The 18,687-nt window shown below is 58.1% G+C and carries 15 protein-coding genes; 6 read left to right on the top strand and 9 right to left on the bottom strand.

The window, feature by feature from the left end:
* From pqqF to GS12_RS15825, 7 genes are all read right to left on the bottom strand, one after another.
* Nucleotides 1–1,249, bottom strand: a 1,249-nt coding sequence (gene pqqF / locus GS12_RS15800) for a pyrroloquinoline quinone biosynthesis protein PqqF (RefSeq protein WP_072016901.1), incomplete at its 3' end; no start/stop codon positions are given.
* A complete protein-coding gene (gene pqqE, locus GS12_RS15805; RefSeq protein WP_034948681.1) occupies nucleotides 1,249–2,388 on the bottom strand; it encodes a pyrroloquinoline quinone biosynthesis protein PqqE in 1,140 nt (379 codons plus the stop codon). The genes pqqE and pqqF, both read right to left, overlap by 1 nt.
* A complete protein-coding gene (gene pqqD / locus GS12_RS15810; protein WP_034948683.1) occupies nucleotides 2,375–2,659 on the bottom strand; it encodes a pyrroloquinoline quinone biosynthesis peptide chaperone PqqD in 285 nt (94 codons plus the stop codon). The genes pqqE and pqqD overlap by 14 nt, the downstream gene beginning before the upstream one ends.
* On the bottom strand, nucleotides 2,659–3,414 hold the full coding sequence (pqqC, locus tag GS12_RS15815) for a pyrroloquinoline-quinone synthase PqqC (RefSeq protein ID WP_034948686.1): 756 nt from the start codon (nucleotides 3,412–3,414) through the stop codon (nucleotides 2,659–2,661). Before pqqC ends, pqqD begins: the two co-directional genes overlap by 1 nt.
* Nucleotides 3,415–3,424: 10 nt before the next feature.
* Nucleotides 3,425–4,336: a pyrroloquinoline quinone biosynthesis protein PqqB gene (gene pqqB, locus GS12_RS15820; protein ID WP_034916948.1), complete on the bottom strand. Its 912-nt coding sequence runs from the start codon at nucleotides 4,334–4,336 to the stop codon at nucleotides 3,425–3,427.
* 56 nt (nucleotides 4,337–4,392) lie between these two features.
* Entirely contained in the window at nucleotides 4,393–4,464 is a 72-nt protein-coding gene (gene pqqA / locus GS12_RS23445) for a pyrroloquinoline quinone precursor peptide PqqA (protein ID WP_072016902.1), read from the bottom strand.
* Nucleotides 4,465–4,635: 171 nt separating this feature from the next.
* Nucleotides 4,636–5,670, bottom strand: coding sequence for a dipeptidase (locus GS12_RS15825; RefSeq protein WP_034948690.1), 1,035 nt, complete (start codon nucleotides 5,668–5,670; stop codon nucleotides 4,636–4,638).
* A 158-nt stretch (nucleotides 5,671–5,828) separates the two neighbouring features.
* Between GS12_RS15825 and GS12_RS15830 the strand changes: the two genes are divergently transcribed.
* The 6 genes from GS12_RS15830 to GS12_RS15855 all read left to right on the top strand — a co-directional run bounded on the left by GS12_RS15830 (nucleotide 5,829) and on the right by GS12_RS15855 (nucleotide 15,291).
* Nucleotides 5,829–7,403 (top strand): ABC transporter substrate-binding protein, encoded by a 1,575-nt coding sequence (locus GS12_RS15830; protein WP_034948693.1) that lies wholly within the window; start codon nucleotides 5,829–5,831, stop codon nucleotides 7,401–7,403.
* Nucleotides 7,404–7,758: 355 nt separating this feature from the next.
* Nucleotides 7,759–9,204: a methyl-accepting chemotaxis protein gene (locus GS12_RS15835; RefSeq protein WP_051937218.1), complete on the top strand. Its 1,446-nt coding sequence runs from the start codon at nucleotides 7,759–7,761 to the stop codon at nucleotides 9,202–9,204.
* A gap of 117 nt (nucleotides 9,205–9,321) precedes the next feature.
* Nucleotides 9,322–10,986: a methyl-accepting chemotaxis protein gene (locus tag GS12_RS15840; RefSeq protein ID WP_034948696.1), complete on the top strand. Its 1,665-nt coding sequence runs from the start codon at nucleotides 9,322–9,324 to the stop codon at nucleotides 10,984–10,986.
* Nucleotides 10,987–11,297: 311 nt separating this feature from the next.
* The gene (locus GS12_RS15845; RefSeq protein ID WP_034916939.1) at nucleotides 11,298–12,386 is read left to right on the top strand and encodes an ABC transporter substrate-binding protein; all 1,089 of its coding nucleotides are present in this window, start codon (nucleotides 11,298–11,300) and stop codon (nucleotides 12,384–12,386) included.
* Nucleotides 12,387–12,449: 63 nt separating this feature from the next.
* Nucleotides 12,450–14,219, top strand: a complete 1,770-nt coding sequence (locus GS12_RS15850) for an ABC transporter permease (protein ID WP_034948699.1) — start codon at nucleotides 12,450–12,452, stop codon at nucleotides 14,217–14,219.
* Nucleotides 14,212–15,291: an ABC transporter ATP-binding protein gene (locus GS12_RS15855; RefSeq protein WP_034948702.1), complete on the top strand. Its 1,080-nt coding sequence runs from the start codon at nucleotides 14,212–14,214 to the stop codon at nucleotides 15,289–15,291. The genes GS12_RS15850 and GS12_RS15855 overlap by 8 nt, the downstream gene beginning before the upstream one ends.
* Nucleotides 15,292–15,347: 56 nt before the next feature.
* On the opposite strand, the gene GS12_RS15860 is transcribed toward GS12_RS15855, so the two are convergent.
* Both GS12_RS15860 and GS12_RS15865 read right to left on the bottom strand, forming a co-directional pair.
* Nucleotides 15,348–17,288 carry a methyl-accepting chemotaxis protein gene (locus tag GS12_RS15860; RefSeq protein ID WP_052118483.1) on the bottom strand — a complete coding sequence of 647 codons (1,941 nt, stop codon included), beginning with the start codon at nucleotides 17,286–17,288 and terminating at the stop codon, nucleotides 15,348–15,350.
* Nucleotides 17,289–17,647: 359 nt separating this feature from the next.
* On the bottom strand, nucleotides 17,648–18,445 hold the full coding sequence (locus GS12_RS15865) for a DeoR family transcriptional regulator (RefSeq protein WP_034948741.1): 798 nt from the start codon (nucleotides 18,443–18,445) through the stop codon (nucleotides 17,648–17,650).
* Nucleotides 18,446–18,687: the final 242 nt, after the last annotated feature.

The following is an 18,687-nucleotide window of genomic DNA, read 5'->3' on the forward strand; positions in this document are numbered from 1 at the left end:
CAGGAAAAAGGGTGACTTCTTCGCGGTGCGTCGGGGTAAAACGCAGTTGGAAACCGCGCAGCCATACCTTTTCCGCAACGATCTCCGGCGCAATGTGCAGAGAAACGGCGTCCGCCGGGCGAAGCTGCGCCCGCAGTCCGGCAAAGCCCTGCGTTGACGCGGGCGGAAAACCAAACGCCCTCGCGCGGAGCTGGTCGAGCGGCGAACGCCGGCGAAAGCGCTGGCGCGCCAGCGCAGCATAGTGGCCGAGCGTGGCGTCACTGAGCGCGTCAAGCTGCGCCAGCCAGCGCCGCAGCAGCGCTTCGATCCTTCCGGCGCTGGCGGTTTCGCAGAGCTGAAATTCAACAAGCAGCAGCGACTGCGACGGGCTGCGGTAAGGCTCCAGGAGTTTCACCTCGTCACACAGTTCCTCCCGACGCAGCCGGTTAAGCAGCGTGTCGGGGGCGGGATCGCAAAGCAGCGTCTCCAGCAGGGCAAAGCTGTCTGCGTGGCAGGCGCTGACCAGAAACCCGATCTGAAGCAGCCGCAGGCGACTGCTCTGCATGGCAAACGTCCGCTGCGCGCCGGCTTTAAGCGCGGGAGGCGGCGTTGCGGGATGAACGGCGGCGCGGAAACCGCTGCCGGCGTGCGCGGCCAGCGCCGCCAGTTCCTCCACGGATTGCGGCCCCTGTAACCACAGCGTCAGATTCCCGGCATGGAAAAAACGCTGATGATACGCCTTCAGCGCCTGCTGAAGCGCGATTGCATCCTCGCCGTAGCACTCGCGGCTGCCAATCTGAAAACGTTGAAAAGGGTGTGGCGCCGCAAAAGCGTGGCTCAGCGCAGCCTCACACTGCGCCCCGGCGTGCTGCGCCAGCAGCCGGTATTCCGCCTCAATAACGTTCGCTTCCTGCCGCACGGCGTCTATAGTCAGCAGCGGTCGCGCCAGCATATCCGCCAGCCGCGCCAGCGCCTCCGGCAGCTTGTCTGCCGCCATCCCGACAAACCAGGCGGTCGCGTTCGCCTGCGTGGTGGCGTTAAGCAGCGCACCTTCGGCAGGTGCCCAGGCCATCAGTCGGGCCTCGCCGGGAAAGCCTTCGCTACCGGCAAACAGCACGTGCTCCAGCAGATGCGCCAGGCCGGGCCATGCGTCAGGTTCGTGAAGGCTGCCCGCGTCGAGGTGGAACAGCGCCGCCGCCTGCGACGCGTCAGGATCGTGGATCAGGGCGATCCGCAGCCCGTTTGCCAGTACCCGCCGTTCAGCTTCCATTACACGCTGCTTTTGAAAATGAGCTGCGAGTTGGCGCGGTTGCGGAACTGTAGCTGATCGATCTGAATATGCGTGCAGTTGGCCTGCTCGCGCGCCGCCAGGATGGTGTCGTGATGGGGCGATTTACCGCAAACCGGATCGGCGTTGTCGGCGTTGCCGGTCAGCATAAAGGCCTGGCAGCGGCAGCCACCGAAGTCCTGCTCTTTCTCGGAGCAGGAGCGGCAGGGCTCCGGCATCCAGTCGAAGCCGCGATATTTGTTAAAGCCGAATGAGTTGAACCAGATATCGCGCAGCGAGTGCTCCAGCACCGAAGGGAACTGCACCGGTAGCTGGCGCGCGCTGTGGCAGGGCAGGGCCGTGCCTTCCGGCGTCACGCTGAGGAAAATAGCGCCCCAGCCGCCCATGCAGCCTTTCGGACGCTCTTCATAATAGTCGGGCGTGACGAACAGCAGGTTCGCCAGATGGCCGCCGGCGGCCATTTTTTCGCGGTAGCGCTGCACCACCGCTTCGGCGCGGGCGATCTGCTCGCGCGTCGGCAGCAGCCCTTCGCGGTTGAGTTGCGCCCAGCCATAAAACTGACAGGTCGCCAGCTCGACGTCGTCCGCGTCCAGCTCAATGCTCAGATCGATAATGCGGTCGATCTGATCGATATTGTGCCGGTGCAGCACAAAGTTCAGTACCATCGGATAGCCGTGCGCCTTGACCGCTTTCGCCATCGCCAGCTTGGTCCGGAAGGCTTTCTGCGAGCCGGCCAGCGCGGCGTTCAGCGTTTCGTCGCTCGCCTGGAAGCTGATCTGGATATGATCCAGTCCTGCCCCGGCAAAGGCATCGATCTTGCGCTCGGTCAGGCCGATGCCGGAGGTGATCAGGTTGGTGTAGAAACCGAGATCGCGCGCGGCGCGGATCAGTTCCGGCAGATCCTTGCGCACCAGCGGCTCGCCGCCGGAGAAGCCTAACTGCACGGCGCCCATTTCACGCGCCTGTTCGAAAACGGTGATCCACTGCGCGGTGGTCAGCTCTTTCTCCTGCTGTGCGAAATCCAGCGGATTCGAGCAGTACGGACACTGAAGCGGGCAGCGATAGGTCAGCTCCGCCAGCAGCCAGAGCGGCGGTTTGACCGCTAATTCAGGCCGGTTCACGGAAAATTATCCATTTCTGTTCACCCGCCTGGACGAGAAACGCCTTCACGTCTTCCGCCACGCCGCCCGCGTCCGGGAAGCGTGCATCCAGCTCAGCAATCAGCGCAGAGACGGACCGCGTGCCGTCCACCAACTGCAAAATGGCGGTGGCGCTCTCATTAAGCTTCGCCATGCCTTCCGGGTAAAGGATCACATGGCTCTCCTGCGTCGGTTCCCATTGCAGGCGGTAGCCGCGACGGAAAGCAGGAAGGGTTGCGTCGTTCAGGATCATTACGGCAGCCTCCGGTTATGCCACACCACTTTGTCGGTCACAGTATGGTAGGGCGGGCGGTGTAATTCATAAGCCATCGTCATTGCATCGAGCATGCTCCACAGAATATCCAGCTTGAACTGAAGGATCTCCAGCATTCGCTGCTGTTTTTCAACGGTGGTGCAGTACTCAAGCGCCAGCGCCAGTCCGTGCTCGACGTCGCGGTTCGCCTGGCCAAGGCGGCTGCGGAAATAGCCGTAGCCCTGTTCATCGATCCACGGATAATGCTGCGGCCAGCTGTCGAGCCGCGACTGGTGGATCTGCGGCGCAAACAGCTCGGTCAGCGAGCTGCATGCCGCCTCCTGCCATACCGCGCGGCGGGCAAAGTTGACATAGGCATCCACCGCGAAACGTACGCCGGGCAGCACCATCTGCTCGGAGAGCAGCACCTCGCGCGACAGGCCCACCGCTTCACCCAGCCGAAGCCAGGCTTCGATGCCGCCTTCGCTGTCGCCTTGTCCATCGTGATCGAGAATGCGCTGCACCCATTTACGGCGCGTCCGGGCATCGGGGCAGTTCGCCATGATCGCCGCATCTTTCAGCGGAATGCTGGTCTGATAATAAAAACGGTTCGCCACCCAGCCCTGGATTTGCACGCGGGTGCATTTACCATTGTGCATCGCAATATGGTACGGATGATGAATGTGATAAAAGGCGCCCCTGGCGCGTAGCGCCTGTTCAAAGGCTTCAGGCGTCATCGGCTTTTCTTGCTTCATGTCTGACTCGCTAAAGATCAATACGCATCCCGTCCTGGCTGACCTCAATACCCTGCTGCGTCAGCGCGTGGCGCTCCGGAGCGTCTTCATCAAGGATCGGGTTGGTGTTATTGATATGAATAAGGATTTTGCGCTGCGCAGGCAGCGAGGCAAGCAGCGCTATCAGCCCGCGCTCTTCCGAAAGCGCCAGATGGCCCATATCACGGCCGGTATTGCGGCCGACGCCGGTGGCGGCCAGTTCGTTGTCCTGCCACAGCGTACCGTCAATCAGCAGGCAGTCGGCTTTTTTCATCCAGCCGAGCAGGGCGTCATCCGGCTCGCCCAGCCCCGGCGCATAGAGCAGCGTTTTACCGCTGCGTGAATCCTCAACAAACAGCGCCACATTGTGGCCGGGCAGCGGCCTGTCGCGATAGCGCGAGTAAGGCGGCGCGTTGCTGAGCAGCGGAATGGCGGTGAAACGCAGCGCCGGGCACACCGCAACGGAGAAAGCCTCGCCGGGCGTCACCGCATGGTGTATCAGCCCGCCGTTCCAGTGCGTCAGCATGGTGAAAACCGGGAAGCCGCTGTTGAGATCGTCATGCACTTCCGGCGTGCACCACACCTGATGCGGGCAGCCTTCACGCAGGCTCAGCAGCCCGGCGCTGTGATCGATCTGGCTGTCGGTCAGAATGATGGCGCCAATGGCCGTGCCGCGCAGTGCATCCTGTTTATTCAGCGCCGGGGTGGCGGCGATCTGCTGCGCGATATCCGGCGAGGCGTTGCAGAGCACAAAATTGATGCCGTCGTCGCTGAGGGCGATGGAAGACTGCGTGCGCGCCGAGGTTTTCAGGCTGCCGCTGCGCACGCCCTGACAGTTTCGGCAGTTGCAGTTCCACTGAGGGAAACCACCGCCAGCGGCTGAACCGAGAACGTTTATCTGCATGAGGTAACCGGGAAAGGGGAAAAAAAGTGCCCGCAGCGGGCTGCGGGCGCGAGGGATTAACGGTTAGAGATGTACAGCGTGACTTCCAGACCTAAGCGTAAATCAACGAATGCAGGTTTAGTCCACATAGCGGGCTCCTTTTGGTGTTAACAAACAGATAACGAAGAACGTTAAGTTCGGCAGGTAATGTGCTTATTGTCAAATTTCTGCATCGCAAATGTTGCGCCGGGCGGGCGCAGAGATCAACCCTGTAACGTGAATAATCACGGCGGAAATTATCTCAAAATGTTCCGAATGGCTTATTCGCCCCAGGTTTTTTTCAATACCGACAGCCAGTTTCGCCAGCAGATTTTTTCAATCAGCGCCTCGCCGTAGCCAGCGGAAGCCATCGCCGCCGTCAGGCGCGGCAGTCCGGCGACGTCACCCAGCGCGTCAGGGACGCTGATGCCGTCGAAGTCCGAACCAAAGCCGACGCGATCTTCACCGAGAATCGCCATCAGCCCGTCGAGGTGGCGAATAATGTCGCTGAGCGGCGTGTCGCCATTGCGCTGACCGTCGGCGCGCAGAAAGGCGGTGCCAAAGTTGACACCGACGAAACCCTCGCTGGCGGCAATGGCTTCCAACTGCGGCGCAGTAAGATTACGCGGCTGCTGACAGAGCGCGTGCACGTTAGAGTGAGTGGCGACCAGCGGCGCGCTGCTGTGCCGGGCCGTTTGCCAGAAGGCTTTTTCATTCATGTGGGAGAGGTCGATCAGCAGTTTCCGGCGGTTACAGACGCGCAACAGGTTAAGCCCCTCTTCCGTCAGACCGTCGCCGCTGTCGGGCGAACCGGGGAAGTTGCCCGTTACGCCCGTGCCGAAGCGGTTGGCCAGGTTCCACAGCGGGCCGATACTGCGCAGGCCCGCCGCAATCCAGCCGTCTAACTGGCTCAGTTCGCCGTCCAGCGCCTCTGCGCCTTCAATATGCAGCACCAGCGCCAGTATATCTGCGCGGCGGCAGCGGTCGATCTCTGCGGCGCTGCGGCAAATTTTCGCCCGCCCCGCCGATTGTGCCTCAATCGCCTGCAAAAGTGCGATTTGTGCCTCGACGATCGCCAGCGCGTCATGCTTCTCTGTGCCATAGCCGTCGCGATGCTGCTTCACAAAGCCGACCGGCGGCACAAACACCGCAAACAGACCACCAAAAAAGCCGCCCTGGCGCATACGTGTCAGATCGAGATGGCCGCTCAGCGAACCGGTAAGAAAGCGGTTGACCGCTTCGGTGGGCGCGTTTTGCAGCCACAAACGCAGCAGCAGATCGTTGTGACCGTCAAACACGGCGTGGGGCTGGATCATCTTAAAGCAGGCTCCGACAGGCAGGCGAAAACGGTTCACCCGGTAATGAGCGTAACTGTAGCAGCTCTCAGGCGCATATCGTTTACCGGAAATAGCATTTCGCCCGTCCTGCGCCGCTCTCTATAGTCGTGAGATAACATGATGAAGGGAGAGAGAAAATGCGTCGTTTTACCCTGACGTTGCTGGCGGCCTCGCTGGTAATCGGGCTGGCCCAGGCAGCAACCCCAAAAGACACGCTGGTCGTGGCGATCCCGCTGGATGGCATTATCAGTTTCGATCCTGCCGAAGCGTTTGAGACGGTCAGTAACGGCAGTCTGCGCAATATCTATGAGCAGTTGGTGACGCTCGATCGCAACGATTCGCAGAAGCTGGTTCCCGGCCTTGCCAGCGCATGGCAGCCCGGCAGCAACGAGCACAGCCTGCGTTTCACCCTGCGCGACGGCGCGCGCTTCGCCAGCGGAAATGCCGTGACGCCGCAGGACGTGATCTTCTCCTTCAGTCGCGCGGTCAGGCTCAATAAGTCGCCCGCGTTCATTCTTGCGGAGCTGGGCTGGACGCCGGAAAACGTAGACAGCCATCTGAAAGCAACGGGCGATAATCAGGTTGAAATCAGTTGGGATGCCGGCATCGGCCGCGATCTGGTCTTACGCCTGCTGACCGCGCCGGTGGCGTCCATCGTTGACGGCAAACTGGCGACGCAGCATCAGCAGCAGGACGATAAAGGCAACGGCTGGCTGCGCACGCATTCGGCGGGCAGCGCGGCTTACCGCATCCGCCAGTATGTGCCGCAGCAGGCGCTGGTGCTGGAGAAAAATAATTATGCGCAGCATGCCGCGCAGTTGAAAAACGTCATACTGAAAAACGTAGCAGAGGCCAGCTCGCGGCGCCTGTTGATCCAGCAGGGCGATGTGGATGTGGCTTATCAACTCGGCCCGGACCAGTTTGCCGCACTGAAGCAGCAGCCCGGCGTAAAGGTTGAAAACTATCCCTCCGATCTGGTGTTTTACCTCGGTTTTAATACGCAGAACAAGCAGCAGCCGCTGCTCGGCAATCCGGCATTCTGGCAGGCGGCGCGCTGGCTGGTGGATTACAAATCTCTCGCCGACGAACTGTTGAAGGGCCAGTATCAGGTGCATCAGAGCTTCCTGCCGCAGGGTTTTGACGGCGCGCTGAACACGACGCCGTTCCATTACGATGTGGAGAAGGCGAAGGCCATTCTGAATCAGGCTGGGATCAAGCCGGGCAGCCATTTCTCTCTGACGGTAATCAATCAGCCGCCTTATATTGATGTGGCGCAAGCGCTTCAGGCCAGCTTCGCGGCGGCCGATGTGCATATTGATATTCAGCCCGTGGCGGAAGCGGAACTGTGGGGCAAGATGCGCGGGCGGGATTTCCAGTCGATCTTTATTTACTGGGGAGCGGATTATCCCGATGCGCACAGCAACGCCAGCGCCTTTGCCAGCAACGTTCCCGGCGGCGCGAAAACCCTCGCGTGGCGCACAGGCTGGGAGATCCCAAAAATCAGCGCGGAAACGCGCGCGGCCGCCGCCGAAAGCGACGCGACGCAGCGGCGCACGCGCTACACGCAGTTGCAGACGGAGCTTCAGCAGAATTCACCCTATGTCACTATCCTGCAAGGGCAGCAGCTGGTGGCGCTACGCGACAATTTGCAGGGCGCGCAGCAGGGCATCGGCAACAGCCTGTTGTGGTTCGATCAACTCATCAAAAACTGATGCATAATGCAGACGTGTGCCGCTTGCGGTGCACGTCGTCCCGTTTTTCCTCAACGTTCTTTTATCAATGGCGTACTCTGCTCAGCCAGAATAATGATTTATTTTGCGGGCAGGTAAATAGTTTTCTCTGTGGCTTAATGGGCAACTAATGCATTAATTCTCTGGTAATAAATAGAAAAACGCTATTTAACGGCGATGCGAAGCAAAATCCCCCTCAGTAACCACCGTTACTCCTAAGAAAAATCTCAAAAAAGTCGGTTGACGATAATCCTCAAGCAAATTTACTCTGATGCTCAATTAATGAGCCCCGCATTCGTTAAACAACGTGATGCATACCAACCCGCTGGAACAACCTATGTTAGCTGAACCTTCATCACGGGCAATGCAGGCCGACAGCGTGTCGCTGTCGCACATCTGGCGCAGGGCCGACAGGCTGATGCTGCTTATCGTCTGGGCACTGCTGCCGGTGTCACTGTTTATCGGCTGGAGGCATGACGCGCTTTCGTTAGCGCTGATTGTCGGTATCGGGCTGTCGCTCGCCGCCACCGTCGTCAAAACGCTGTTCCCCGGCAGGCTGGTGACGCGGTTGTTCTTCGCCTTCGTGCTGATTGCCTATGCCGCGCTGCTGATACAGTCAGGCGAAGGCGACACGGAATACCATTTTTTCATTTTTGTGCTGCTCTCCGCGCTGCTGGCCTACCGTGATTATCGCCCGCTTCTGGCTGGCGCAGCGACCGCGGCGGTGCATCATGCGCTGTTCAACTACTTTCAGGCGAACGACATGTTCGGGGTGATCGTGTTTATGCATCCCGGCTGGCATATGGTGCTGTTTCACGCGTTGTTCGTGGTGGCGCAGACCGCCATTCTTATTTACATCGCGCAAAATATGGCTGCCGATGCGCGTTCTGCCAGTGAGGTGGCGCACCTCGCCTCGTGGATCACGCGCGAGCCGGGCAAGCTGACCCTGGCGCAGGACAGCGAAGCGACGCGCACCGATTTCGGCAAAACCTTTAACAATACGCTTGGCACCATGGGCAGCGCGCTTTGCCAGGTGAGCGCGGGCGTGAGTGATTTGCTGACCGCCTCTGAACATATTCTTAATCGCAACGCCGCGCTGTCGACGCGTACCGATGAGCAGGCGTCGGCGCTGGCAAACGCCGCCAGCGCCATGGAGCAGATGACCTCCGCCGCCACCCTCACCAGCGAGAAAGCGCGCCAGGCACGCGAACTCGCCAGCAATACCAACAAGATGGCGCAGAAGGGCGGGGAAAACATCGGCGATGCGGTCAGCTCAATGGCGCAAATCGGCGAGGAGTCGCGGCGCATTAATGCCATTCTGGAGCTGATCGACAGCATCGCTTTTCAGACTAACATTCTGTCGCTGAACGCCTCAGTGGAGGCCGCCAGCGCAGGCGCGCACGGCAAAGGGTTCGCGGTGGTGGCTACCGAGGTGCGCACGCTGGCGCTGCGCTGCGAAAACGCCGCCAAAGAGATCCGCACGTTGATTAGCGCGTCGGTGGAGTGCACGCGCAACGGCTCTGTGCAGGTAGAAAACGCGGGCGCCAGCATGCATGAAATTATCAGCAGTATTGACGGCCTGACATCGCTGGTGAGCGAGCTTGCGGAAATGAGCGACCAGCAGCGCGCCAGTATTGCGCAGATGAAGGACAGTATCGCCAGCATCGATCGCAGCGTGCAGGATAACGTTGAACACGTAGCGGAAACGGTGCAGGTAGCGCGTCAGCAGCAACGTCAGGCTGACGCGGTGAAGCAGGCGATAGACGTGTTTCGCTTTGCCTGACGGGAAATAGGTAAAACTTAAGCTAAATATTTTTTGGCTGATGCCGATAGTTAAGTGCTGCTGCATGATTCATACCGTGCAGCCCTTCCGGCCCGGCAATATTTCAGGTAAAAATATATGTCAATCTCACAGCGACTGTTCCTTGTTTTTTCTCTTCTTTCCGCTTCCCTTATCGGCCTGGTGATCGTTGCCGTGCTGGTCGTGACCGGTTTCCAGTCACGTTTTCAGTATGTGCAGAGCAATACCGTGCCCTCAATTATCGACTTAGGTAAAATGGTCGAAGACAGCAACCAACTGATTATCTGGATGTACCGCCATCAGACCGCCGCAAATCCGGCGCGACAGGCAGAGGTTGAGCAAAAGCTCAGCGAGCTGGTGAACAAGCTTAAGGCGCTCAATCAATATTATCTGGAAAACGATGTTTCCAATGAAGAAGACCGGCAAATGACAGAGGCCGGCGCCGTGACCATTAATGATATTGAGAGTAAACTTCCCGCCCTGCTAAAAAGCTCCCGGGAACATAATAATGCGGTCTCGCTGCTCGAGATTCAGGGAGACGCCGGCGCAGGCGCAGCCGCCAGAAGCCTTATCGTTGGCTACCAGAAGCAGCTACAGCTGAATGTGGACATCGGTGAAGCGCTTAAAAAGCAGAATACCCAAATCTATCAATATACGTTCTGGGGCATGATTGCAGGCTCAGCCGGGGTGATCCTGCTGCTGGGCTTCTTCGCCGTGATGACAATAACCGGCATCCGCAGAAGCCTTAACGCTATGCGTTCCACCATGGAGCAGGCCAGCGTACGTCTGGATCTGACCCTGCGAGCGGATAGCTCCCGTAAAGATGAAATTGGCCGGACGGCAAGCGCATTCAATGACCTGGTGGAAAACGTTGCCGCCTCGTTATTGTCCGTCAGCGCGTCCTCTCAGTCCGTCAGTACGGCCTCTGCACAGATCTCGGCAGGTAATGAGGATCTCTCGTCCAGAACTGAACAGCAGGCGGCTTCCCTGGAGCAGACGGCCGCCAGCATGTCAGAGCTGAGTGAAACGGTGCGCCAGACCGCCGAAAATACCAATATGGCAAGCGAGCTTTCACAAAAGGCCCGCACCCTTTCGGAAGACAGCGCGGCCAAGGTCAGCACCATGCTGGGCACCATGTCTGATATCAGAAACAGCTCTGCAAAAATCACCGATATCATCTCGCTGATTGAAGGTATCGCCTTCCAGACCAATATTCTGGCGCTCAATGCTGCGGTTGAAGCCGCGCGAGCCGGCGAGCAGGGCCGCGGATTTGCCGTCGTGGCAGGCGAAGTCCGCAACCTTGCACAGCGCTCCTCCTCTTCAGCGCGTGAGATAAAAGAGCTGATCGAGTCATCAATGCGTTTCGTGGCGATGGGCGCGGGGCAGGCGGAAGAGGTGGGCCAGAATATGGGTAATATGAAGGAAGCGATTGGTCAGGTTGCAGACCTGGTCAGTGAAATCGCCGCCGCCGCTCATGAACAGACTCAAGGCATAGGCCAGGTACATCAGGCGGTTAATCAGATGGACGACGTGACGCAGCAGAATGCGGCGCTCGTTGAAGAAGCCTCGGCGGCCTCGCACTCGTTGATGGAACAGGCGGCGGTGCTCAATCAGCTGGTCGCCACCTTTGTGATTGAATCACCCTCAGCGGGAAGCGTGCTGACGCCAGCACGCGCGGCGGCAGCGACCCTGATACCACGCCCTGCCAGCCTGCCAGCGAAGAAAACGTCCGCCGATCTGGAAGAAAGCTGGCAAAGCTTCTGATCCTTGTTGACGACAGAATGAGGCACGGACAGTCAGATCGTGCCTCATACAGCATGAGAAGTCGCCCGCAACACCGTGACTCGTGGGCAACTTCATCCCATTCTGCTCTGCCGCACCCTGCGCAAGGGTGAAAGAGCGCTCCCTCTCAGTAAGAAGCGCTGTCGATAAATTCCTTAACCACTGCCTTCTGAAAGCGCAAAAACCTCCCTTCCTCACAAAACGAAACTTTAAACGCAATCTTGCCTGGCACTGCTCAAATAACGTCTATATGTTGAATTTAAGTTCATTAAATGTAACCAGAGGTTAAATTTATGTATTTAAAGTTTGGCGTATTGGCAGTTTCCGCTGCGGCGGTATTTTCCTCTTCCCTCTCTGCGGCGCTGCCGGAAGGCTACCCGGCGGACTATCAGAAGGTGGTGGATGCGGCCAAAAAAGAGGGCAAAGTGGTGGTTTATTCCACGACCGATACCAAAGCCGCCGCGCCGCTGATTCAGGGGTTTGAAGCGGCTTACCCGGGCGTGAAGGTGGAATATAACGACATGAACAGCACCGAACTGTACAACCGTTATATCAGTGAGCAGGCGTCCGGCGGCGGAAGCAGCGACGTTATCTGGAGCTCGTCGATGGATACCGGCCTGAAGCTGGCGACCAGCTATGCCGACGAGTATGCGTCGCCGGAGGTGAGCAAGCTGCCGAAATGGGCGGTATGGCAGCAAAAAGCCTATGGCACCACCTATGAGCCGGTGGTGTTTATCTACAACAAGCGCCTGATCCCGAAAGAGGACGTACCGGATTCTCATGCGGCGCTGGCGAAACTGGTGGCCAGCCAGACTGAAAAGTTCGGCAGAAAAGTCACCACCTACGATATTGAGAAGTCCGGGCTGGGCTTTATGCTCTCCGTGCAGGACAGCAAAGCCGATGCTAACTACTTCAAAACGCTGGCCGATGTGGCGAAAGGCGGCCTGACCGTGCAGTCCTCTACCGGCACGATGATGGAGCGCGTCTCCTCCGGCGAGAATCTGATCGGCTTTAACATCCTGGGTTCCTATGCCGAAACGCGTGCGAAAGGCGATCCGTCGCTCGGTATTTCGATGCCGAAGGATTACACCCTGGTGCTGTCGCGCGTCTCCTTTATCAGTAAGGAAGCGCAGCACGGCAACGCGGCGAAACTGTGGCTGGACTATGTGCTCTCTGAAAAAGGGCAAAGCATTCTGGCGAACAAGTCTGATATCCCCTCAATTCGCAACGATATCGAGGGTGAAAATGACATCGACGGCCTGACCAAAAAGCTCGGTAAAGCGCTGAAGCCGATCCCCGTTGACGAGTCGCTGCTGGAGTATCTCCAGCCGAAAAAACGTCTGGACTACATCAAACAGTGGCGCGCCGCTGCCGCTAAATAACCTTCTGTGCCGCCCGCGCGGCCTTCATCGGCGCGCGCGGCGTCTGTCTCAAAGGGAACAGCCATGAAAGCATTGCACAGAAGATGGCAGGGGCTACCGCGCAGCGTGGTGGTGCTGATCACCACGCTGGTTATCTATATTCCGCTGCTGTTTATTATCATTCAGAGCTTCCTGTCGGCACCGTTCTTTTCACCTGAAAAGGTGTTCAGTCTGGAGTCGTTCGAGTTTATTTTTACCGATCCTGACTTCTACAAAGCGCTGAAATCCGGCTTTATTCTGGCGTTTGGCCTGGTGATCATCGCCATTCCGCTTGGCGGCATCCTGGCATTTCTGATGGTGCGAACCGATCTGCCCGGCCGACGCATTATCGAGCCGCTGATCCTTGTGCCAATTTTTGTCTCGCCGATGGTGCTGGGTTTCGGCTATGTGGTCGCTGCCGGGCCGGTGGGCTTCCTGTCGCTGTGGGCGCAGGCGGCGATCGGTTTCGTGCCGTGGAATATCTATTCAATGGCCAGCATCGTGGTGATTGCCGGACTGACCCATGTCCCGCACGCCTACCTTTATATCTCTTCGGCGCTGCGCAGCGTCGGTTCGGACGTTGAGGAAGCCGCGCGCACGGCAGGCGCCACGCCGCTCCAGGTGATGACGGCGGTGAGCCTGCCGATGGTGCGCCCGTCGATTCTGTACGCCAGCGTACTGCTGTTTTTCCTTGGGCTGGAGGTGTTCGGGCTGATGCTGGTGCTGGGCGATCCTGAAGGCAATATGGTGCTGGCAACCTATCTTTATCAGCTTACCAACAAGCTTGGCACGCCGTCGTATCACCTGATGGCAGCGGTGGCGGTGGTTCTGATCTGCCTGACCGTTCCGCTGGTGATGCTACAGCGCAGGCTGATGCGTACCGCTAACCGTTTCGTCACCCTCAAAGGTAAGGCCTCGCAGGCCAGAGCGCTGCCGCTCGGCAAGTGGCGCTGGTTGGCGGGCGCGATAGTGGCTTTCTGGCTGACCGTCACCATCGGCGTGCCGCTGATCGGCGTGGCGCTGCGCGCGTTTATCTCTAACTGGGGCGTTGGCGTCTCTTTCTGGGATGAAGCATCGCTAAGCGCGTTCCGCACTATCTGGCAGCAGCCCAACCTGCTGCGCGCCATCGTCAACTCCATGGCGATTGGCGTGATTGGCGGCGCGGTGGCGGTAGTTTGTTATCTGTTTATCGGCATCGCGATGCACCGCAAGCCGGATAACGTGACGCGTTTTCTCGACTACAGCGTGCTGGTGCCGCGCGCGGTGCCGGGCCTGCTGGCCGGTCTGGCGTTTCTGTGGGTGTTTCTGTTCCTGCCGCTGTGGCTGGATCAGTCGCTTAAACACGGCTGGCTGTCCGGCCTGCCGGTGGCGCCGTGGCTGCACGACAACCTGATCCCGTGGCTGCGATCGCTTCGGCAAACCATCTTCAGCGTCTGGCTGGCCTATACGGTGGTGTGGATGGCGTACGGCCTGCGACTGATCTCCGGCACGCTGCTTCAGGTGGGGCCGGAGCTGGAAGAGGCCGCGCGCAGCGCGGGCGCCTCGCGCGGACAAATTACCCGCCACGTGACTATTCCGCTTGCCCGCTATGGCCTGATCGGCTCCTGGCTGCTGATGTTCCTGATTTTCGAGCGCGAATACTCAACCGGCGTTTATTTGCTCTCGCCCGGCACCGAAACCATCGGTTCGATGCTGGTTTCGCTGTGGGCGACGGGCGCGATTGATATCGTCGCGGCGCTCTCATTTATCAATATCCTGCTGGTGGTCATTGGCCTCGGCGTGGCTCTGCGCTTTGGAGTGAAATTACATGACTGAATTAGCAGTAGAAAACCTGCATCTCACCTATGGCGACAACCCGGTGCTGAAGGGCGTATCCATGCAGCTTAAGAAGGGGGAAGTGGTTTCGCTGCTGGGGCCGTCCGGCAGCGGTAAAACCACGCTGCTGCGCGCGGTCGCCGGGCTGGAAAAGCCCTCAGGCGGAAAGATTATTATTGGCAATTCCACCGTTTATGACGGCAGCCCGCGCAGCGAAGTGCCCGCCGAAGCGCGTAACCTGGGATTGGTGTTTCAGTCTTACGCGCTCTGGCCGCATAAAACGGTCTTCGAGAACGTGGCCTATCCCCTGAAGCTGCGTAAGATCGCCGCTGCTGAAATCACGCGTCAGGTTGGGGCCGTGCTGGAGCAGTTGGGGCTGGGCCGTCTTGCCAAACGCCATCCGCACCAGCTTTCCGGCGGCCAGCAGCAGCGCGTGGCGATTGGCCGGGCGCTGGTGTATAACCCGCCGGTGATCCTGCTTGATGAGCCGCTGTCGAACCTGGATGCCAAGCTGCGCGAAGAGGCGCGGGTGTTTCTGCGCGAACTGATCGTTAAACTGGGCCTTTCCGCATTGATGGTGACGCACGATCAAAATGAGGCGATGGCGATCTCCGATCGCATTTTGCTGCTGAATAATGGCGTCATTGAACAGCAGGGCACGCCGCAGGAGATGTACGGATCGCCCTCGACGCTTTTCACCGCCGAATTTATGGGCAGCAATAACCGGCTGCCGGGCAGAGTGACGGCGTGTGACAATGGCAGAGCGAAAATTGAGGGCGCGGGCTGGTCGCTGTGGGGGAAAGCGGGCGAAGGCGTCAGCGTCGGGCAGGAGGGGATAGCGGTGATCCGGGTGGAACGGGTGCGGCTGAGCGAAAGCGCCCCCGCCGAAAACGCGCTGGCGCTGCCGCTGCTGACCAGCATGTATCTCGGCGATCGCTGGGAATATCTGTTCCGCACGGCGGGCGATAACATCGCCATTCGCGCTTACGGGCATGCGCTACGCGATCCGGCGCATTGCCACCTGTCGCTGCCTGAGGAGCACGTCTGGATATTCCCTCACGCCGCACGCTAAAAAAAAGCCGTGGCGTTATATGCCGCCACGGCCTTTCTTAACGTATTGCTTTCTGCCTACGAATTAAACGCCACCCATGAGGCATCTTTACCCGCGACGGTTCTGCTGCCGCTGAAATGCGTCGCGGCTGGTGCTGCTCTGACCGGCGCAGGCGCGGGCTGGCCTTCATCAATACGGAATACGGCAATCATTCCGTTGAGCTGCTGCGCCTGATCTTCCAGCGCGTTGGCAGCGGCGGAGGACTGCTCAACCAGCGCGGCGTTCTGCTGCGTGGTGCTGTCCATTTCCGTCATTGCGCGACCAATTTGCTCAATGCCGCGGTTCTGCTCTTCCGACGCCGTGGCGATCTCCGTCATCAGTTCGCTAACCTGCGCGACTGAGTGTTGGATCCCGGCCATGCTTTCGCTGGCGCCGTCAACGTGAGACGCGCCTTCTTCAACCTGCGCCACGGATTTGGCGATCAGCCCTTCGATCTCTCTGGCGGCGGTCGCGCTGCGCTGCGCCAGTGCACGCACCTCTTCAGCCACCACGGCGAATCCTCTGCCGTGTTCACCCGCTCTGGCGGATTCTACCGCCGCGTTGAGCGCCAGGATGTTGGTCTGGAAGGCGATGCTGTTGATTACCGACGTGATATCAGCAATCTGCGCGGAGCTCTCTTTGATAGATTTCATGCTCGACGTCATTTTCCCTATGATATCGCCGCCGCGCGCGGCTTCCGTCGAGGCGTTAACGGCGAGAGTACTGGCATGACGCGCGTTATCGGTATTTTGCTTCACGGTGGCGGTCAGTTGCTCCATGCTGGCTGCGGTTTCCACCACGGCGGCCGCCTGCTCCTCGGTACGAGAAGAGAGGTCATTGTTGCCGACGGCAATCTCGCCCGACGCCAGCATCACGCTCTGAATGCCGTTTCTGACGTTATAGATGATGTCTTTCAGGCTGTGGTTCATCGTCGCCACGGCCTGCAAAAGCTGGCCCGGCTCATCTTTACGCGTGCTGTGAACATCGGCAGTCAGGTCGCCAGCGGCGATCTGCTGCGCCACGGCCAGGGTTTGACGCAGCGGCTGGGTAATACTGCTGCTGATCAGGCGGGCGATGATAATGCTCACCAGCACGGCCGCCAGCGCGATGCCGCCGATGGTCCATTTTGATGAATCAACAAAATGCGAGGAGATCCGTGACTGATAAACGAACATATTTTTGATGGTATTATCAAACTGCTTTGCCCGCGTGGCCAGATCGCCTGCCGCTTTGCCGTGGGCCTGCCAGATATCGTCGAAGCCGGCCAGTTCATGGTTTGCGCTGGTAATAGCATTACGAACAGCGGTGTCGATCGGCGTAAGCTGCGGGTTACCGCTGGCGTCAAAAGCAGCGGTCAGTGCGGTTACGTTATTCATTAACGCATTAAGCGCGCTCAGGTTTTCCGTCGTCGGCGTGGTTGTCGCTTCCAGAATGACCAGTTTGATCTCTTTCAGCTCGCTCGACAGTTGCGCCACGTTAAGCGCGAGCTCTGGCGAAAGCGTACCGGCCGGGATGCTGTCAAGCTGGCGTGCAATCAGCAGGAAAGGCAGATCGCGCAGCGTAATCGCTTTGCCCATCATGCTTTTCATGTCGGCAATCAGAATATCGCGCAGATTCGTGTAGTCCTTCAGCGCCTGACCAATTTCAGTCACCAGCGATTGTCCTTCACTGTCCCAACTGAAGCTCTGTAGCTTGTTGTATTGACCCACCATATCCTGAAGCGCCTGACCGTTCTTGTCAGCATATTCAATATCATTGGTGTATTGATAGAGCGTTCGGTTCAGCTTGGCCGATCCAAACGATCCCACCATATCAATGGTTGTCGCGCGTCGCTGTGAGTTATCCTGAATTCCCTTCAGTGCCAGCACAGAGATCGCTCCGATCAATATCAGCGAAACGATAATTACTGAAAACCCTGAAGCCAGCTTATGACCGACTTTCATATCTGCAAACCAACTGAATGGTCCGGCCTGTCTCATGGGAACTCCTGCGATGTCAGAAAAGTGCTAGCGGAGGCTTTTGCACCAACATTGAAAGTATCGACCAGGAAATTTCAAACATTAGAATGCCAAATGATTCTTTTGAAATGTATGTATCAATTGCTTGTTTGTTTTAAATATTTTTTTGCTAAAAACGGCAAAATTTGTCTTTTGTATAACTTCAAACACGATAAATTCTTAATGATTCCGGTAAAACCTGTACAAGAATGCTTATGTTTGTATAAGAATGGCTGATAAATCAGATCCAGAATAATGGTGAGGGTTACTTCTTTATTAACATCAAAAATAAATGGGTTTGTGGCAAGAAAGGGAAAGGCAGGGCCAGCGAGGCCCCGAATTCAGAGGTTGTCGACCAGCACAATATCCACCCCAAGTTCGAGCAGGCCTTTGTGCATGGTGCTACTGATACCGGTGTCGGTGATCAGGACGTCAATACGCGCGGTATCAATGATGCGATGCAGGCTGACCCGGTTGAATTTGCTCGAATCGGCCACCACCACGATGCGTTTGGCTACCTCGCACATCCTGCGATTAAGGCGGGCCTCATTTTCATTGTGGGTGGTCACGCCTTGCGTCAGCGTCAGGCCGTCCACGCCAAGAAAAAGCATATCGAAATGGTAGTTTTCTAAAGAGCGTTCGGCTTGTGAACCATAAAAAGATTGTGAACTGCGGCGCAGGTGACCGCCGGTGACCAGCAGTTCAATATCCACCGCGTCGAGCAGCGCATTAGCGACGTTCATGCCGTTGGTCATTACGATGATCTCCTGCTTATCACGCATTTGCAGGGCGATCTCATAGGTGGTGGTGCCTGAGTCAAGAATAATGGCGCTGCCGGGCACGATCATCGCTGCCGCCTCGCGCGCAATGCGCTGTTTTACCAGCAGATGCTCAGTCTGCTTGGTGGCAAGACTGCGCTCGCTGGCAATCCCCGGTTGTTCATTAAGCAGCGCGCCACCGTAGGCGCGGGTGGCAATGCCCAGCTTTTCCAGGAAGGCCAGATCGCCACGGATGGTCACCGTGGACACGTTAAAATGGCTTGCCAGATCGCTGACCTGAACGGCTCCCTGCTGTTTCAGAAACGAAATGATCTTTTCACGTCGTTCACTGGTGGCGCGTACGCTTTTCTTTTCACTCATACTTATCTTCTGTTTTCTGTTCAGCCACACCGCAATGTGACAAATCCCTTTCCAGCCCGCGCGGGCGCCCTGCGTGGAAGCCTGGCATATTCCCCCGGCCACGGCAATCATAAGTAAAACCTTTCTTTCGTTTCCCTTTTTTTTGCCATTTACCTTTCGTTTTGCCGGGCGTACGGGAAATCAGCTGCCGATCACACTATTTCATTTTCCTTTGGTTGCGCCTTTAACAAGTGTTGATCTTT

Origin of the sequence: Erwinia oleae (genome assembly GCF_000770305.1) — a bacterium.
Classification (GTDB): Bacteria; Pseudomonadota; Gammaproteobacteria; order Enterobacterales; family Enterobacteriaceae; genus Erwinia; species Erwinia oleae.

Excerpts from the sequence above, each read along its gene's own strand:
- pqqD (WP_034948683.1), bottom strand. The coding sequence starts at position 2,659 with ATGATCCTGAACGACGCAACCCTTCCTGCTTTCCGTCGCGGCTACCGC.
- pqqC (WP_034948686.1), bottom strand. The coding sequence starts at position 3,414 with ATGAAGCAAGAAAAGCCGATGACGCCTGAAGCCTTTGAACAGGCGCTA.
- pqqB (WP_034916948.1), bottom strand. The coding sequence starts at position 4,336 with ATGCAGATAAACGTTCTCGGTTCAGCCGCTGGCGGTGGTTTCCCTCAG.
- GS12_RS15825 (WP_034948690.1), bottom strand. The coding sequence starts at position 5,670 with ATGATCCAGCCCCACGCCGTGTTTGACGGTCACAACGATCTGCTGCTG.
- GS12_RS15830 (WP_034948693.1), top strand. The coding sequence starts at position 5,829 with ATGCGTCGTTTTACCCTGACGTTGCTGGCGGCCTCGCTGGTAATCGGG.
- GS12_RS15835 (WP_051937218.1), top strand. The coding sequence starts at position 7,759 with ATGTTAGCTGAACCTTCATCACGGGCAATGCAGGCCGACAGCGTGTCG.
- GS12_RS15840 (WP_034948696.1), top strand. The coding sequence starts at position 9,322 with ATGTCAATCTCACAGCGACTGTTCCTTGTTTTTTCTCTTCTTTCCGCT.
- GS12_RS15845 (WP_034916939.1), top strand. The coding sequence starts at position 11,298 with ATGTATTTAAAGTTTGGCGTATTGGCAGTTTCCGCTGCGGCGGTATTT.
- GS12_RS15850 (WP_034948699.1), top strand. The coding sequence starts at position 12,450 with ATGAAAGCATTGCACAGAAGATGGCAGGGGCTACCGCGCAGCGTGGTG.
- GS12_RS15855 (WP_034948702.1), top strand. The coding sequence starts at position 14,212 with ATGACTGAATTAGCAGTAGAAAACCTGCATCTCACCTATGGCGACAAC.
- GS12_RS15860 (WP_052118483.1), bottom strand. The coding sequence starts at position 17,288 with ATGAGACAGGCCGGACCATTCAGTTGGTTTGCAGATATGAAAGTCGGT.
- GS12_RS15865 (WP_034948741.1), bottom strand. The coding sequence starts at position 18,445 with ATGAGTGAAAAGAAAAGCGTACGCGCCACCAGTGAACGACGTGAAAAG.